Genomic DNA, 18,273 nt, shown 5'->3' on the forward strand with positions numbered 1-18,273 from the left:
TCATGAGTGAAAAGTTGCAAAAGGTACTCGCACGAGTAGGATTAGGCTCCCGCCGTTATATGGAAGAAGTCATTGCTGCCGGTCGTGTGAGTGTCAACGGTCAAGTTGCTCAAGTGGGTGAACGTATCGAACCAACCGATGAGCTTCGCATTGATGGTCGTAAAGTTCAGTTCCAAATTGAAGATGAAATTCGTCGTCGCGTGTTGATTTATTACAAACCAGAAGGCGAAATTTGTTCACGTAACGACCCTGAATCACGACCTACTGTATTTGAACATCTACCGCCAATTGCCAATGATCGTTGGGTTATGGTTGGTCGTTTGGACATTAACTCAACAGGTCTATTGTTATTTACCAATGATGGTGAACTTGCAAACCGATTGATGCACCCTTCCAATGAAATTGAACGTGAATATGCTGTACGTGTGATGGGTGAAGTAACGCCTGAATTACGTAAAAACATGCTCAATGGTGTGGTTTTAGATGATGGTCCTGCGAAATTTGAATCATTTACTGAAATTGGTGGCGAAGGAATCAACCGTTGGTATCAAGTGGTGGTGAAAGAAGGTCGTAACCGTGAGGTACGTCGTATTTTTGAATCACAAGGTCTAAAAGTCAGCCGCTTATTACGTACACGTTATGGTACCGTGATTTTACCACGTGAGCTACGTACAGGTCGTTGGGTAGAATTAGATAAACAAGACATCGATAACTTAGCGAAAATTGTTGAGTTAAAACCGCGTCAAGGTACGGGTTTATTTGGTATGGCAAAACGCCGTAACGAACGTATGCAAGACAAACCAATGGCTGCACGCCGTGGTGGTTATCTACGTCAACAACGCCGTGATAGTGATGATGAGCAAGGTCATCACAACCATCACCGTCAGGACAATCGTCAAGATCGTGCTGGTTACGGTAACCGTGATCGCAATGATTTCCGCTCTGAACGTCCTGCACCTGCACGTTTTGAAGGTAATCGCGACCGTAATAGTAATAACTTTAACAGCCAAAACCGTGATGAAAATAAATTTTCACAACGTAAACCGTTTGGTTTAAAAAAAGGTTTTAACAAACCCTAATTTAGTTATATAGAACCTTTATTTTATATCCCCATAAGTTAAACACAATTTATGGGGTTTTATTTTTCTTTAAAGCCAACTAATTTTGAGCATCTTGCCAAAGCTGATATAAATGAAAAGGCAGATTCACTTGTCTTTGAGTATAAGATAAGCCTTGTTGCTCATGCGGAGCATCTCTTAAAATTTCCGCAATCTTCGCTGTAGATAAACCAAAAGGTTCGGCATCAGTATTAGAATAGGCATAGACAACTTTTTCGATACCTGCCATCCGTAATGCAGCCAAACACATTGGACATGGTTGTCCGCTCGCATAAACCACGCAGTCTTTCAGCGATGTACTTTTTAGATTTTGTGCAGCCTGACGCAACGCATTAAGTTCTGCGTGTGAGGTTGGATCACCTGTAGTCAAAATTTGATTTACCCCTGTGCTGACGACAACATCATTTTTCACAATGACAGCACCAAATGGACGACCACCTTGCTCAATATTTGCTTTGGCAAGTTGTACAGCTTGGTTCAGGAAATCCATATCATTCATCTATATCAACCATTTTCATCATATTGAATACATTATTCTAATACAGGAATCTCAACCCACTGACAGTGAGGAAAATGTTTTGCCAGATAATTTTTTAAATAGTCGGCAGTATCTTTGGAAATCAGTTCATCTTGCGATTGATCATTTAAATTATAGGCCAAGGCATACAGCTCTAAACCACGACTTTTGAGTGCTTCTAGACTTAAAATGGTATGATTAATACTCCCCAAACGCCCTGAAGTGACCAAAATCACAGGCAGTTTTTTTGCAGCGACATAATCGATCGTCAGTAAATCTGTGGTGAGTGGTACCATCAAACCACCTGCACCTTCGAGCAAGACAATTTCATATTTTTCTGCAAGTTGTGCTGTGGCATTTTCAATTTTCTGAAAATCAATCTCACGACCATCTAGTTTGGTCGCTAAGTGTGGCGATGCAGGATAAGTAAAAATTTCAGGCATAGTCAGCTTGCTTTCATCTTCAGGAAACCAGCCCATGCCCATAATCTGACGATGCTGTTCAATATCTTCTGAAATATCCACATTGCCCGTTTGGATGAGTTTTTGCGTGATGGTTTTCTTGCCTTGTTCATTCCAAAGCTTCGCCAAATAGCCAGTGGTATAGGTTTTGCCAATGCCTGTGTCGATTCCACTGATAAAGTAAACTGAACCTGTCATGGCATTCTCCGTGCAATACAATAAATCGGATGATAGGTTAATGGATATAGCATTTGACCTGATTCATCACTGAATAAAAATTGTTGATAATCCTGATAAAAGTTCTGCAAACTTTGCTTTGTCCAACGAAAATTGGAAGCCGTTGCAGTCACTCCTGTGGCTTTTAAATGCTGTAAAACTTGTTTGGGATGCTGAAAATTTAAAGCGGTGATCTGCTCAGAAAGATGTAATATTTCAAAACCATTGTTCTGTAATTTATCCTGAAGATGTTCAAGACTTAAATAATCCAAACCTTGTCCTGTTAAAGCTTTTATTTCCTGTAGATTTTTTTCACCAAAACTCGAAAATACCAAACAGGCTTGCGGATTTAAACTTTGACAGGCTTTTAAGAAAATATCATCTAAATTCTGCACCCATTGCAAGGCTGAACTTGAGGTAATTAAGTCTAAATGCTGTGGAAACTCAAGCTGTTCAATATCGCCTATGAGGTAATCGGTTTTAAAATTGGCTTGAAAATGTTGCTGAATTTCAGGATACAGGTCATTTAAAATCAAATGATCAATCTGCATATTTTTAAGCAATAAATGACTTAAATTGCCTGAGCCACAACCGATTTCTAAAACATTTCCTACAGCATTTTTAAATAATTCAGGGCAATATTGCCCAATTAAATCAAATAAATGCTGTGCAATCTGCTTTTGTACAATGGCATGTTCAACATAACTTTGCCCTGCCTGTGCAAAACGCAAAGCCACTTGTGATTTATCTATTTTTAAATGATTCACGTTATTCATCACATGCTATTTACAATAAATCTATCAACTGATGGAGATCAGTCTGCTGAATTTGTGCGGTCAATGAAATACGCAAACGGGAACTGTTTTGTGGCACAGTCGGTGGGCGTACAGGCATAATATAAAAGCCTGCATTTTGTAAAGCTTTAGCTTTCCCCACAGTTTTTGTAGATTCACCAATAATCACAGGCACAATATGCGAGGTCGAAGGACAATCAAAACCTTTGGCTTGAACAGCTTGCTGTAAATATTGACTAAGCTGTTGTAAATGCTGACGCTCCGCATTTAAATGCAGGACTTTTTTAAATATAAAATCTGTCCATGCTATACAAATCGGTGGTTGTGCAGTACTAAAAATCAGCGGACGCATCGAATTAATCAAATAATCCCGAATAACTTGATGACAAATCAGATAACCGCCAATCGACGCCATTGCCTTGCCGAATGTTCCAACCAAAAGGTCAATCTCACCTATGACGCCATATTGTTCGGCACAGCCTAAACCGTGCTCGCCACGCACACCAATGGCATGTGCTTCATCGACATAGAGCATCACCTTTGAAAATTGCTTTTTAATCCGCACCAATTCAGCAAGATCAGTTTCATCCCCATCCATGCTGAAAATGGATTCTGTGACAATAATGATCCGTTCAAATGCATCATCTGCATGATATTTCTGTAAAAGCTGAGTTAAATGTACCAAGTCATTATGACGATAACGCACATATTTCGCAGTCGATAAACGGATGCCATCAATCATACTGGCATGAATCAGTTTATCAGCAAGAATCAAAGTTTTACTGTCTGCAAGCGCAGGTAAAATCCCAATATTCATGTGATAGCCACTGTTAAATAACAGCGCAGAGCGACCATGAAATACCTGACTTAAACTTGCTTCGAGCTGTTCATATTCAGGGAAATTTCCAGTCAATAAACGTGAAGAAGATGAGCTCATCCAACGTGCTGTATTTGGGGTTTCATCAAAAAACTGTTCTCGTAGATGAATGTTGGATCCTAAACCCAAATAGTCATTTGAAGCTAAATTCAACATCTTTTGATCATGAATGATGATGTAACGATCTTGCTGAATATTGGATGTGAACTGTCGTAGATTGCCTTGTTGCTTTAAAACATCCAATTGCGTTGAAAAATGATCGAGCAGACTCATTGCGGTTGCTCCATGTTTTGCACCACTTCGACCAATTGTTCTAATAAAGTTGTTAATTCAACTTCGGAAATAACATAAGGTGGCATCACATAAACCAGTTTTCCAAATGGGCGAATCCAAATGCCACGGCGCACAAACTCCTGTTGTAAGGTTTTCATATCCACATTAAAGCTGAGTTCTACTACACCAATTGCGCCAAGTACACGTATATCTTTCACATCATCAAGCTGCGCAAGTGGTTGTAAATGTATACTGAGTTGCTGTTGAATGCGTTGAATATTGCTTTGCCAATCCTGTGAAATCAGCAGTTCGGTACTTTTGGCTGCAACCGCACAGGCAAGCGGATTTGCCATAAAAGTTGGACCATGCATAAACACGCCTGCCTCACCCTGACTGATGGTTTCAGCAATTTTTTGGGTTGTAAGTGTTGCCGACAAGGTCATATAACCGCCTGTCAGACCTTTGCCGATGCACATAATATCAGGCTCAATGCCCGCCCACTCCCATGCAAAGAGCTTGCCTGTACGTCCGAAACCTGTGGCAATTTCATCAAAAATCAGCAGGATATTGTATTTTTCACACAGTAACTTGGCTTGACGTAAATATTCAGGATGGTAAAAGCGCATTCCCCCTGCACCTTGCACAATCGGCTCAAGAATCAATCCTGCAATATTTTCATGCTGTTCTGCCAACGTTTTTTCGAGTTCGGCAATATCAGTTTGATGCCATTCATCATAAAAGCCAACTTGTGGCGCAGGAACAAAGATTCGATTGGGTAAATTTGAACCAAAAATCTGATGCATCCCTGTGACAGGATCACACACGGACATCGCATTCCATGTATCTCCATGATAGCCAGAACGAGGGGTGACAAAATTGGTTTTTGCAGAATGACCCAAAGCAGTCCAATACTGTACCGCCATTTTCAAAGCGACTTCGACCGCAACCGAACCCGAGTCTGCATAGAAAATTTTATCTAGACTTGGTGGGGTAATTTTTAACAGTAATTTTCCAAGTTGAATCGCAGGATCGTGGGTAAAACCACCGAACATAATGTGCGACATATTTTGCAGTTGTTCCGTCACGGCTCGATTGAGTTCAGGATGATTATAACCGTGAATGGCGCACCACCAAGACGACATACCATCAATCAACTGACGTCCATCTTCAAGTTCAATGATCGCACCTTGTGCCTTTTTGACTTTAAAGGTCGGCAATGGGTTCGTCATGGATGTATAAGGATGCCAAAGATGTTGTAGATCAAACTGTTGATCTGTTAATTCACTCAATGAATTAGCCAATACATCGGTCATCCTAAACTCCATTCCATTCGGTACAACAAAAAATCTAATTTACAGATCTTAAACCTGTGCGGTTTAAATTGAAATTGCGATTTTTGCCAGTCATCCTGCAAATTATTCTATTTTTTGTAAATATTGGCAGATTTTGTCAGTTATATCTTCATAATGAAATACAGGACAGCCGTGAGAGCCATTAATCAGCTCTGCTTTTAAAAACTTCGCATCTAATTTTTGCAGATTTTCGCAGACTTTGTAACTAACTAAGTAATCTTGCTTTGCGAGTAAATGATATTGCTTTCCTGTATAATTTTTCAGGATACTGACAAGATTTAATTGTTCCAAAAGTTTTAAACCCGCTTCAAGCAATTCGATTTTTTGTGCTTGAAGCAAACTTTGCAACATGATGAAATCTGCTTTGGCAGTTTCTACACCCTGACAGACCATAAAACCAAATTTTTTTAAAGTCGCAATTGCATTGTGTTCAAAAGACTGCTTAAAGCTTTGAAATGTCGTTTGTGGCATTGCCGTGTGCCATTGTTCATTTTCTACAAAGCAAGGATTAGAGGCTAAAGTGATCAGCACTTTTTGTTCATCATATTGTTGATCAATCTGATCAACCAATAAAGTGGCCAGTTGCCCACCTAAAGACCAGCCCATGATCACATCAAAATCTTTGGCTTTTTCGACATGCTGTTGCAAAACATACTGATCTAAAGCATTAAAAATATTAATCAATGTAACTGCATGACCTTTATTTTCCAAAGCCTGTTGAAGTGAATTGAGCAGTTTAGTACCACCGCCCCAGCCTGTGATGAGTAGAATTCGTTGGTTCAATTTAACAGCCAAAATAATATTGATACTTCATTAGACCATGCTTAAAATTCAAGGACAATCATCATCACAAAATCTAAATGACTATCGCTTTAATTATTCACAATCCAATCAATGAATTAGAAGAAAGATCAATCCCCATTTCAACTGAATCATTTTTTACTGATGCTTGGCAACCTCTTGCGAAAGTCTTAAATTTACAATGGATTCCTCTATTTCAAACAGGTGTTTTTATTACAAATGAGGATAAAGATGAAATCTTGGACGAATTAATTTTATTAATCAATAATCTAAACCTTATTCAACTCACCCAAATGGAAACTGATTACTTTAAAACACGATTAGATCTATTAATAAAAAAAATATCTGAGGTTTTTGCATTAAGAGATGGAATTACCATTTATATTGGATAATATTATTTTGACTACCTTTCCAAATCGACCAACAAAGTTGCTTTATAACCTCTTTCCCAATTTTGTTTAAAAGCTTTATGCATCGCATCAATGGCAAACTGACTTTCACGTCCAATGTGCTGTGCTTTGGCAATATCTTCAGCACGCATATCAGCAATCAAATAATTCTGACCTTCTAATTTCACATGAAACCACGACTCAACCAAAAACCCCTTCTGCTTTTAAGGTTTCAATGGCTTCATTTTTTTACTGAGATAAACATATAATTTTGCTAAGATCAAAATTCGGCTTCTTTTAGGACAGGCATAATGAAAACTGCTCAATATGTTGCAATCACCATACTCGCAAGCTTGTCCATTTTTACAATCCATAGCCAAACCTATGCACAAAGTTCTATCTTTTCATCAACTGAACAAAAACAATGGGTTGGGAAACCTGCGCCTGCATTTAAGCTACAAGATCAAAATGCTAAATGGCACGAACTTAAACAATATAAAGGCAAATGGGTGGTACTGTATTTTTATCCGAAGGATAACTCGCCTGGTTGTACCCAAGAAGCTAATGAATTCAAATCTCTATATCCGCAATTTATTAAAAATAATGCCGTGGTTTTAGGGGTAAGTTTAGATGATGTGCAATCACATCAAAAATTCTCTGAAAAATTAGGCTTAAACTTTCCAATTTTAGCCGATGAAAATCATCAACTTGCTAACCAACTAGGTATTGTGCGTAATCTTGGAATTGTTAAAATAGCGAAAAGAGAAACATTCCTGATTGACCCTCAGGGAATTGTGACCTATCACTATAGTAGTGTGAATACGCAAACTCATGCAGGGCAGGTTTTGGCGGATATTCAAAAGTTTGCTCAGAAATAATTAGAATGGATAACTTATTAGCAATTTCAGAAAATTATAAGATCATAAACGCACATGAGACCGTCTATTTAATAACACCGAAAAATCCTCATTCTCCTTATGACATCATCATCGGTGATTTTTATGGCAATCCTGAAGTTGCAATCATTGATCACAATGAAAATTGGTGTATATCCGCAGGTTGTGGTTTTATCCTCTATTATTTGAATGAGCCTTTTAAATCATACAGCTACAATACATTCAACAATCAATATGATGAATATTATCGTGATCCACCGAATATGTGGTGAATTGAAAATTTACAACAGATTTCTGATTCTGAAATTTTAATTACCAAAGAATTTGGTGAGCAATATATTTTCAATATACAAACCAAACAGTTTACAGTTCAAAATGGTGAATAAAAAAGCCCTTAGATATTGAACTAAAGGCTTCTACTCCACCTCATCCCGACCTTCTCCTCAAGGAGAAGGAGTAAACGAAGAAATCTTACATTTGCGATTGAATATAGTTTGGTAAACCAATTAACTGAATTAGACGCATTTGTTTTTCTAGCCAATAAGTATGGTCTTCTTCGGTGTCGGACATTTGCTGACGAAGCATATCACGAGTGACATAATCGCCCTTTTCTTCACACAATTTTACGCCTTGCGCTAATTTTTCACGTACATGATACTCAAGTGCTAAATCAGCTTTTAAACAGGTTACAACATCCGTACCAACTTCAATCTCATCACGGTTCATGTTTGGTGTGCCTTCAAGGAACAAAACACGGCGGATTAACGCATCGGCATGTGCGCCTTCTTCTTGGCTTTCATGATCGATCCGTTCAAAGATTTTACTTAAGCCCCAATCTTCATACATACGGGAATGAATTAAATATTGATCACGTGCAGCCAGTTCACCACCGATCAACATATTTAGATAGTCTATAACTTCTGGATTGCCACGCATTTCAATTACTCCATACCTTTTTCCACATTATGGACAAGTTTCTCTTACAATGCAAAAGATAAAATGTGTAAGTTTATGATTTTTATAAAATTAAAATGAGAAACATACGCATTTACAGTCACATTCATAATTTTTTCAGATAAAAAATAAGCCTTTGCAACATTTTCATAAATAAAAAAATGATAAATTTGAGCCAATAATTCAATTTTAAAATTTGTAACGATTCGCAATAGCACTGATTTGCACAGTGACCAGTGAGAATATTCATCTTTCGTTGATTAAGATGTTATAAACAGGTTTAGCATGGTTGTATTTTATGCTGTGCATTTAATAAAAAATAAAACCCATTTCTCAATATGAAAAATGGGCTGTCGTGCAATTTATGCTAGACCAGATATGTCGTAGTAAAGTTTAAATTTTTCATTTAAAAGTCAAAAGTTATCCCTGCTTTATAGGTACGAGCACCACCCACTAAAGCATAATTTTCATTAAACATGCCTTCCCAGTATTTCTGATCTGAGACATTGTCAACATTTACGAGGAAAGTCGTATCTACACCGCCCAATTTTGTCTTATAACGTGCACCTACATCCACAATGGTAAAATCAGGAAGTTCTAAGGTATTGGCATTATTCATATATTGCTTACCTACATAATTGACACGTGTGTTGACATTTAAACCATCAATAAACGGAATGGCATAGTCTAAACCAAGTGATGCAGTCCATTCAGGCACACCAAAGACGCTCTTGCCTTGGTTCGTTACCCCTTTGCTAATACCTGCTTTGGTTAATTCAGCATCGTTATAGGCGACATTAGCCAATAGATTTAAACCGTGGACAACTTCACCTGAAATCGCCCACTCGACACCACGTGAACGCGTTTCAGCATCATCCGTTGTGATCTGATTAATGTCCTTATTGGTTGCACTTGAATACGGCATCACCATGGTACTTGGCTTTTCAATTTGATACAGAGCTAAAGTATTCAACCACTTACCTGATTGATATTTTGCACCCACTTCATATTGCTTCGTTTGAAATGGTGCAAATGTCACACCTGCATTAGCATCATTGCTTAATGTACTATCAACAGTTGACCCTTCTGATAATCCTTCCACATAACTTGCGTATAGAGATAGATTTTTACCAAAAGGTTTCACCACAATGCCTAGGCTAGGTGAAAGTTTGTCTTCACTATAGGCGGTATGTTTCTGTAAGTTTTTCGTGTCAATCTCTTGATAACGTGCACCTAAAATCAGTTGTAAACGGTCATCTAACATTGAGAGCTGATCAGTTAAAGTATAACTCACATAGTGATTATCCCCCATTGGAACAATTTCAGGTCTTAGCAAAGGCATATGACCTTCATTCGATGGTTGATAAATATTGGTGTTAAAGGGTACAGCCGTTGCACCTTGTCCTTTATGCTGATCAAATTTACGATTTAAATAATCTGCTCTTAAACCTAAAGTATGTTTGATTGAACCTGTTTCAAATTTTGCCTCAAAACCTGCATTGGCTGAAGTATTTTGCTCTTGTGAGCCAACACGATAATATTGTGAAGTTGCATCACCTTGCGCATTTTGCAAAATCATACGTGTACCAAACAAATGCCCTGCATATTGTTTTTCAATATAGCCCACGCCCGCAAAAGCTTTTAGATCTGGAGTAAATTTATACTCCCCAGATAACCCCACAAAATTACTTTCTGTATACCCTTGTAAGTGTGGAAAGTAATTAGAGTCTCCTGCCGGTGCTTTAACAACATGGTCAAGTTTTTGCATGGAGATCATGGCAGGTGAGCCCCCTTTTCGGTCATCCCGCACAGCATAGGAGTCAAAGTTAATTTTGACTTTGTCTGTGGTATAGTCCGCAGCAATTGCACCTGAAATGTGACGATCATCCATTCCATCAATCGTATGTTCACCCTGACCATAAGTACCATTTACCCGTATACCAAACTCTTGGTTTTCACCCAAACGGCGTGAAATATCAAAACCTGATGTGTAAAACCCTTCATCTTCAAAAGCGCCCGACACTTGCGTAACTTCTTTGTCAGCACGTTTAGATTTCGCAATCACTACGCCGCCAACACTACCTGTCGGTGCGACTCCTGAAACCAAGGCATTTGGGCCTTTCAACACCGTTACACTGTCTAAGAACTCAGTGGGCACACGACCATAAGGTGCCATTCCAAACAGACCGTTAAAGGACATATCTTCATGGTTTAAATCAAAACCACGGATTTTAAAGTTTTCGTTTAAATGCCCTTGGTTACTGGTAATACGGATACCTGGATCATTTTTTAGAACATCCCCAATGGTTGATGCTTGTTGTTCTTCAATCAGTTGTTCGCTGTATGAAGTAAGGCTAAATGGCGTATCAATAATTTTTTTATTTCCTAATGGACCTAAATGGGTCTGTTGTTTGAGTTGGCCATTGGCAAAAGTCTCATTATTTTTTTGTTTTTGTGCTTGTAACACCACCTCAGGTAATGTGGTCACTTCATCTTCTGCTGATACACTTGCGCTAAAAGTGCTGGTAAGCATGGCAAGTCCAATCGAACTGACTAATATTTTTTTTGAAAACATAGAAATAAACACACCATTGATAATGAGAATTATTATTATATTCATAATCATTTTGTTTAATAATTGTAAAAATTAATCCTAATTTAAGTTTTCATTCAAATAAACAATAACAAATACCATTCTCATTTATATTGTAAGAGTGATTGAAAATTCAACCGAATGATTAAATTTCAATGACGTCTATCGTGCCCTACAGATTTAATATTCAACCTATGAACATTAAAAAGCGAAAGACTGCATAAAATGATTTATTTTTATTTGCGCATATAAAAGGAGAGCCTAAACTCTCCTTCATATCACTCAAAATTTATTGATATTGCTGAATAAACGCTAAAAATTCTTGCTCATTCATCACGGGTACACCCGCTTTTTGTGCTTTTTCTAACTTAGAACCTGCTTTTTCACCCGCAACCACACATTTAGTTTTACTCGAAACACTCCCACTGACGCGTGCACCTAAAGCTTGTAGCATTTGCGTTGCATCATCACGTCCCATGGTTGCCAATGTTCCCGTAATCACCCAACTTTCACCATTTAAAGGCTGACGGGTCGGTGCTGTTGGTGCATCCCAATGGATGCCTGCTGCCAATAAACGATCAATCACCTCAAGATTATGTGGTGCTTGGAAGAAATCCGCAATCCATTCTGCAGTAATGTCACCTACATCAGGGGTTTTTTTCAATGCATCTACATCCGCTTGACGTAAAGCTTCAAACGTTTGGAATGTCTGTGCCAACATTCTTGACGTATTTTCCCCAACACCACGAATCCCTAAAGCATAAATAAATGCAAATAATGTGGTTTTCTTACTATTTTCAATCGCATCAAATAAATTTTGAACAGATTTCTCACCCATTTTTTCAATGCTAAGCAACTTTTCACGGTGTTCATGTAAATGGTAAATATCTGCAACATCATTCAATAGGTTCAGATGCAATAAAGACTCCACCCAACGCTCGCCCAAACCTTCAATATCCATAGCTTTACGTGAAACAAAGTGGCGAATCGCTTCAATACGCTGTGCTGCACAATACAAACCACCTGAACAACGTGCCAAAGCCTCGCCTTCAGGCATGACCACAGGTGAAGCACAGACAGGACAATTTTCAGGTAAATGTACTTCAACCACATCATTTGGACGGAATTCTAACCAAACTTTTTCGACCTTTGGAATCACATCACCACTACGATAAACGCTGACCGTATCGCCAACCCGCACATCTAAACGATGAATTTCGCCAATATTATGTAAAGTCACATTAGATACGGTTACACCACCCACTGCCACAGGATTTAAACGTGCTACAGGAGTGAGCGTGCCCGTACGCCCAACTTGCCAATCAATTTGATCAACAGTAGTCAGCGCTGCCACCGCAGGGAATTTATAAGCCGTTGCCCAACGTGGTTCACGACTTAAAAAACCCAGTTGTTGTTGCTGTTTTAGTGAATCAACTTTGACCACCATACCATCGATTTCGACAGATAGATTTGGACGTTGTTGATTGATTTGTTCGTATTTTTCTTGAACTTCTTGAATGCTACTACAAACAAAATGCTGTTCACCAATAGCAAAACCAAAATTGGTCAACCATTCCAAACTTTCTGACATTTTTTCTAAGCCATGATGCGGTTCACATTGTGCAATGCCATACGCATAAAATGCCAAAGGACGTGCGGCTGCAATATTTGGGTCAAGTTGGCGTAAACTTCCTGCTGCCGCATTACGTGGATTAGCAAAAGTTTTTTCACCTTTGGCTTCATTTTCCGCATTGAGTTTTTCAAAACCTGCTTTCGGCATCAACACTTCACCACGCACTTCGAGTAAGCGCGGTATTGCAACTTTGTCTGATGAAAGCACTTTCGGTAAGTTGCGAATGGTTTTCACATTTTGGGTAATGACCTCACCTGTTTCACCATCCCCACGAGTGACACCACGAACCAAGACGCCATCTTCATACCACAGTGAAATCGCCAAACCGTCAAATTTCAGTTCGACATCATATTCAATTTTTTGATTCGGTAAGCGCTCTTCCACACGTTTTGCAAAAGAAAATAATTCTTCTTTATCAAAGACATTGCCCAAAGATAGCATCGGTACTGTATGGGTAATGCTTTCAAATTTAGACAATGCCTTGCCGCCTACTTTATGGGTCGGGGTATCTGCTTGAACAAGGTCAGGATACTGCTCTTCCAACGCTTTTAATTGGTGAAAGAGTTGATCATATTCACTATCAGCAATGCTCGGTTGATCCATCACATAATAGGCATGATTATGTGTTGCCAAGATTTGAATCAATTGACGCATTTGAGAAATGACGGCAGTGTTATCCATATTGTTTTCACCCTATAAATAGGCGAAAAGTCCGCCCTAATGAAGTTTGATGGCAATTATAAAGGAATTTTGTGGCAGGATATAAGTCAATGCTTTGTGCTTTACGACAAAAATTGTCGTACTTATCTTTCAATAGATGGTATGCGCTATTTGAGTTTTTTATATTTTCCCATCAAAACATTTAAATCGGCATGCATAAAAATAACCCCGTGATCTTGATCAAGGGGTTATGCTTCAATTGAGTCTTTTCTTTAAGCTTCTTGTTCAGAGCGATAATCAATCGCTTTATGACGCCAATGCTCTTTTAATTGTGGCGTAAACTCCAAATTATTTTCATCATACACCGTACCATCCACTTCACGTGCGATCAGACCTGCAATACTTGCCATGGTGTCAAAGCCTTTTTGTACGTTGCTATGTGGTAAAGCAAGGAAAAATGCTAAGCCTTTCACTTGCTCAGTTGACAGCGTTTCTAAATCAAAACCAACAGGGCCTTCATCGGTCAAACGTAATACAGAGAACATGAGTGGGCTTGGCTCATCGATATTTTCATAACGATGGAAACAAGACAATTCACCATAACGTAAACCATATTTCAGCAACACTTTTAAGGTTTTATCGCCTGACAATGCTTTACGTGGATTTGGATAAACATTCAGTGCAATAATACTTTGCGCATTGGCTAGCGTACTTTCATCATCAAAACGTTGTTGTTCATGCAAATGCACATCCAAAATACTGCTTTCTTCATCAAATTCTTTGATTTCAGCCGTTTCAATATTGGGATTTAAGCTAAATTCATCTACAGGTTTTTCTTCTTTTGCACCAGCAATGGCATCTTTTTGCTCAGGCTCTACATGTGTTGCGGTTTCAGCTGCTGACTGTTCAAGTTCATCAACTTTTGCTGTTTCAACCACTTTTTCAGCGATCGCGTCTTTATTTTCTACCGACTCAGGCGCAACTTCAGTGCTAACAGCATTTGTTTTGTGTTCAACATTTGCTTCTTCTGTGACCTGTGTCTTCTCTAAAGGATTTAAATCAGGCTCTACACGTACTACTTCTTTGGAACTATCGGCTTGGAGTTGATCACGAACATGACGTGGAATAACAGGCTGATTACTTTCTGAGTTAATGTGTAACTCAGATTCTAAAGAAGGTGCTGCATCATCTGATTTGCGTAAAACCATTCTTAAACCAATAAGAATAATAATGACTGCAACAACAATCCCAACGATTGTGGTGATTTCCATACTATGACTCCGCGGCTAAACCGTATTCTTTTGCCTCTTCCAAATTTACAGTGACGAGTTTTGATGTTCCCGGTTCGGGCATCGTCACACCCAGCAAATCGGTTGCCATCGTCATTGCAACTTTATTATGCGTAATGTAAATGAATTGGACTTGTTCAGAAAGCTCTTTTACCAAATTACAAAATCTTCCTACATTCGCATCATCTAATGGCGCGTCAACCTCATCTAATACACAGAAAGGTGCAGGATTTAATCTAAAAATAGAAAAGACCAAGGCTAATGCAGTGAGTGCTTTTTCCCCCCCTGACAACAGCGCCAATGAACTATTACGTTTTCCTGGTGGACGAGCCATCAATTTAACACCCGATTGCCAGTCATCTTCAAGACTTAAACTCGCCTCGCCACCATTAAATACTTTCGGGAAGAGCTCTTTGAGTTCAGCATTTACCCGATCAAAAGTCGTCATGAAGAGTTTTTTGGTTTCTTGATCAATACTTTTCATGGCATTTTTCAGTTGCTCAACCGTATTTTCCAAGTCTTGCATCTGATGACTCAGTTCTTCATGGCGTTTTGAAACTTCTAAATATTCTTCTGAAGCAGCCAAGTTCACTGCACCTAATTTTTCAAACCGACGTTGCGCTTGTTCTAAGTTCTGTTGATGGCTGAGCAAATCAATAGTTAAACCTTGTTTAACTTTGGCATTTAAATCATTGAGCTGATCTGAATAATGTTGCAAATCAGATTTTGCCACTTGCCAAGCCAAACGCTTTTCTTCTAACTGGGTACGTAACTTTTCATCATTTTGCTGATGTAAATGACGCATTTCCGTCAAAGTTTGCTGCTTAGACTGTACACTATTTAGCTCAACTTGCCAGTCTGCCCACGTTTTCTGTAATTTTTCAGTCAATTGTGATTGTTCAGCATATTGGCTTTGTAGACTTGGTAATTCAAGTTGGATCGGCTCGACAAATTTCTTTGCCTGATCCATTTGCACAATAATTTGTTGGTATTGTACTTTTGAAAATGTTAAATCTTTTTCAAGCAATTCAATTTGTTGCTTATTCTGTTCTGCTAAACGGCGTGTGCCTTCAAAATCTTGCTGTTTGAGTTGCAACTGTTGCTGTTGTTCCTCAACCTGTTCATTTAACTCATCGAGTTTATATTGCAACGTTTTATATTCAGGAAGATTTTGTTCAAGCTTGAGTAAGAGCGAATGTATATCGATTTCAAGGTCATCTTTCTGCATTGCATCTTCTTCAAGTTGCTCATCCAATTGTTGTAATTGACTGTTTAACTGAACTTTTTGCAGTGCAAATGCTTGTGACGTACTTTGCTGTTTGGCAATTTGTACATCAAACTGTTGTACTAACTTTTGCTGATTTTTGAGTATGTCTTGATCAGCTTGAAGCTGTTTTTGAATATTGCTCATTTGCTGAGTTAAGGTTGGCAAGACACTTTCAGCTTCTAGCAACTTAGGCTGTAAATCTGTCAATAGATTTTCAATTTCTTCGAATCGGATACGATGACTTAATGCACCTTGCGCAGCTTGGCTCGATTCATCATAAAATAAGCCAATCACCCAATCTTGCCCAATATGATAACCATCCAAGCTCAGTAGACTTTGCCCCGTTGTGAGTTGTGCTTGAAGGCTCAAAGCCTGTGCAAGATTTTCGACCATCGCGACTTGATGCCACAAAGAATATTGTGGCGATTCAATCCAATCGGCTAAACAAGGCAAGCCATTGAGTTGAATTTTATCATGTGAATTTAATGCTTTCAGCTGACGGGCTATGCTTTCGCTAAATGTTGAATTTGAATCAATAACCTGCGCAGAAAGCCATTTCGCTAAAAACTTCTCGACCAATGCTGCATGCGCTTTGCCATGTTCATTTAACCTTAATACTTGCATCAATTGCACTGTATGTGCATCGGTTTTGATTGTACTTTTTGCCATCAATTGATTTAAGTTTTTCTGTTCTGACTGCAATACTTGTACTTCAGACTTTAAGCTCGAAATCTGCGTTTTTTGCTGATTGATCTGTTCTTGCAGCTGCTCTAACTGAACCTTCGATTGTGTAATGTTATTTTCCAACAACACAATCTGTTCTTGAGCCGTTGCTTTATCTTGCTCAAGTTGTTGTACATCTTCAGTCTGAAATTGACTTTGTATTTGAATCGCTTGGCTTTTTAAGGTGTCTTTTTGCTGTTCAATTCGAGCGACATTTTTAGCAAGTTGTTCAATCTGTGCCTGCATCTGCGCTTTTTGCTGTTGCTGCTTTTCAACTTGGTTTTTGATCTGCTCAAATTGTTTTTGTGCTTCGCCTTGCTGTGCTTTTAAACTTTCACGACTTTGCTGACTCAGCAACATTTCAGACTCTAATGCTTGTAGAGTTTGACCTTGTTCATCGACTTGAGTCAACAAGCCATCAAGTTGTAGTTCAAGCAATTGAATACGTTCTTTGGTTTGGACTTTTTGTTGTTCTAATTGTCTGAGCATGTCCGAATTTTGTTGGAATAAACCTTGCTTTTGCTCTAAGGTCATCTTTAATTCAGACAATTTTTTCTCTGCCTGTTGCCACTCAAGTTGCAATGGCGAGGACTTTTGAATCAAACGTTGGAATAATTCACTCGTCGCAGCAAGGTCATGCTCCAACGTAGTCATATCTGAGCGAACCAATTTAAAATGCTCGCCCAATTCATTCATTTCAACAGAATATTGTTCTTGTAAGCGTGAGCTTTGCTCGCACTGGAACGACAAAATTTCAACTTTTAAAGTACGAATTTGTGTTTCTAAAGTTTTATATTGAACAGCAGACTCAGACTGGCGTTTCAGTGTTTTTAACTGCGCTTGTAATTCACTGGAAATGTCTTCTAAACGTTCTAAGTTTTGTGTGGTGTGTTCTAAATGTTGCAGTGTTTCTTTACGGCGCGCTTGGTAACGAGAAACCCCTGCGGCTTCTTCAATAAAAACACGCATTTCTTCAGGTTTAGCATCGACCAAGCGGTTAATCATACCTTGTTCAATGATTGCATATGAACGTGGGCCTAAACCTGTCCCTAAAAAAATATCGGTAATGTCACGGCGACGGCACTTGGTGCCATTGAGAAAATATTCTGATTTTCCATCTCGGTTCACTTGGCGACGAACTGCTAATTCGGAATAAGCATTATATGCACCACCAAGTTTGCCATAGGTATTTTCAAAACGCAGCTCTACACTTGCCATACCTACAGGTTTACGTTTGCTCGTCCCTGTAAAAATAACATCCTGCATACTGCCGCCGCGTAATTGACGTGCACTTGACTCCCCCATCACCCAACGAATGGCATCAATCACATTGGATTTACCACAACCATTGGGTCCGACTACAGCAGTACGGTTTGCTTTGAATTGTAATGTTGCACTATCGGCAAAAGATTTAAAGCCTGAAAGTTTTAAGCTGCTTAAACGCATAATGTCCTAGTTAC

The 18,273-nt window shown here is 38.8% G+C and carries 15 protein-coding genes and 1 pseudogene; 4 read left to right on the plus strand and 12 right to left on the minus strand.

The features are described from left to right. Window positions 1-2 precede the first annotated feature (2 nt). Window positions 3-1,079, plus strand: coding sequence for a 23S rRNA pseudouridine(2605) synthase RluB (gene rluB / locus HUV91_RS09155; protein ID WP_130073958.1), 1,077 nt, complete (start codon window positions 3-5; stop codon window positions 1,077-1,079). Window positions 1,080-1,158: 79 nt separating this feature from the next. Here the strand turns inward: rluB and HUV91_RS09160 are convergent, their stop codons facing one another. The 6 genes from HUV91_RS09160 to HUV91_RS09185 form a co-directional block, all read right to left on the minus strand. Further along, window positions 1,159-1,617, minus strand: a complete 459-nt coding sequence (locus HUV91_RS09160; protein ID WP_130073959.1) for a nucleoside deaminase — start codon at window positions 1,615-1,617, stop codon at window positions 1,159-1,161. A 32-nt stretch (window positions 1,618-1,649) separates the two neighbouring features. Next, window positions 1,650-2,294, minus strand: coding sequence for a dethiobiotin synthase (bioD, locus tag HUV91_RS09165; RefSeq protein WP_174493190.1), 645 nt, complete (start codon window positions 2,292-2,294; stop codon window positions 1,650-1,652). After that, a complete protein-coding gene (gene bioC, locus HUV91_RS09170; RefSeq protein ID WP_130074052.1) occupies window positions 2,291-3,079 on the minus strand; it encodes a malonyl-ACP O-methyltransferase BioC in 789 nt (262 codons plus the stop codon). The genes bioD and bioC overlap by 4 nt, the downstream gene beginning before the upstream one ends. Before the next feature lie 19 nt (window positions 3,080-3,098). Further along, a complete protein-coding gene (locus HUV91_RS09175) occupies window positions 3,099-4,256 on the minus strand; it encodes an 8-amino-7-oxononanoate synthase (protein ID WP_174493191.1) in 1,158 nt (385 codons plus the stop codon). Beyond that, on the minus strand, window positions 4,253-5,569 hold the full coding sequence (gene bioA, locus HUV91_RS09180) for an adenosylmethionine--8-amino-7-oxononanoate transaminase (RefSeq protein ID WP_174493192.1): 1,317 nt from the start codon (window positions 5,567-5,569) through the stop codon (window positions 4,253-4,255). The genes HUV91_RS09175 and bioA overlap by 4 nt, the downstream gene beginning before the upstream one ends. Before the next feature lie 102 nt (window positions 5,570-5,671). Further along, the gene (locus HUV91_RS09185; RefSeq protein WP_174493193.1) at window positions 5,672-6,391 is read right to left on the minus strand and encodes a hydrolase; all 720 of its coding nucleotides are present in this window, start codon (window positions 6,389-6,391) and stop codon (window positions 5,672-5,674) included. 77 nt (window positions 6,392-6,468) lie between these two features. Here HUV91_RS09185 and HUV91_RS09190 point away from each other — a divergent pair, with 77 nt between their 5' ends. Continuing rightward, entirely contained in the window at window positions 6,469-6,801 is a 333-nt protein-coding gene (locus tag HUV91_RS09190) for a hypothetical protein (protein WP_174493194.1), read from the plus strand. 11 nt (window positions 6,802-6,812) lie between these two features. On the opposite strand, the pseudogene HUV91_RS09195 reads toward HUV91_RS09190, so the two are convergent. Beyond that, window positions 6,813-7,047 (minus strand): annotated as a pseudogene (locus HUV91_RS09195) (DUF6176 family protein); the annotation flags it as partial. A gap of 62 nt (window positions 7,048-7,109) precedes the next feature. On the opposite strand from HUV91_RS09195, the gene HUV91_RS09200 reads away from it, so the two are divergent. Together HUV91_RS09200 and HUV91_RS09205 are read left to right on the plus strand one after the other, a co-directional pair. Then, window positions 7,110-7,676 carry a peroxiredoxin gene (locus HUV91_RS09200; RefSeq protein ID WP_174493195.1) on the plus strand — a complete coding sequence of 189 codons (567 nt, stop codon included), beginning with the start codon at window positions 7,110-7,112 and terminating at the stop codon, window positions 7,674-7,676. Between the two features lie 5 nt (window positions 7,677-7,681). Next, window positions 7,682-7,966, plus strand: coding sequence for a hypothetical protein (locus tag HUV91_RS09205; RefSeq protein WP_174493196.1), 285 nt, complete (start codon window positions 7,682-7,684; stop codon window positions 7,964-7,966). A gap of 199 nt (window positions 7,967-8,165) precedes the next feature. On the opposite strand, the gene ftn is transcribed toward HUV91_RS09205, so the two are convergent. From ftn to smc, 5 genes are all read right to left on the minus strand, one after another. Next, entirely contained in the window at window positions 8,166-8,630 is a 465-nt protein-coding gene (gene ftn, locus HUV91_RS09210; protein WP_130073967.1) for a heteropolymeric bacterioferritin subunit Ftn, read from the minus strand. A gap of 424 nt (window positions 8,631-9,054) precedes the next feature. Next, window positions 9,055-11,181: a TonB-dependent receptor gene (locus HUV91_RS09215; protein WP_416377011.1), complete on the minus strand. Its 2,127-nt coding sequence runs from the start codon at window positions 11,179-11,181 to the stop codon at window positions 9,055-9,057. Between the two features lie 349 nt (window positions 11,182-11,530). Then, a complete protein-coding gene (gene ligA / locus HUV91_RS09220; RefSeq protein WP_174493197.1) occupies window positions 11,531-13,555 on the minus strand; it encodes an NAD-dependent DNA ligase LigA in 2,025 nt (674 codons plus the stop codon). A gap of 251 nt (window positions 13,556-13,806) precedes the next feature. Continuing rightward, on the minus strand, window positions 13,807-14,805 hold the full coding sequence (locus HUV91_RS09225; protein WP_174493198.1) for a cell division protein ZipA C-terminal FtsZ-binding domain-containing protein: 999 nt from the start codon (window positions 14,803-14,805) through the stop codon (window positions 13,807-13,809). Window position 14,806: 1 nt separating this feature from the next. After that, window positions 14,807-18,259 carry a chromosome segregation protein SMC gene (gene smc / locus HUV91_RS09230; RefSeq protein WP_174493199.1) on the minus strand — a complete coding sequence of 1,151 codons (3,453 nt, stop codon included), beginning with the start codon at window positions 18,257-18,259 and terminating at the stop codon, window positions 14,807-14,809. Window positions 18,260-18,273: the final 14 nt, after the last annotated feature.

This window comes from Acinetobacter sp. Marseille-Q1623 (assembly GCF_902809895.1).
GTDB lineage: Bacteria > Pseudomonadota > Gammaproteobacteria > Pseudomonadales > Moraxellaceae > Acinetobacter > Acinetobacter piscicola_A.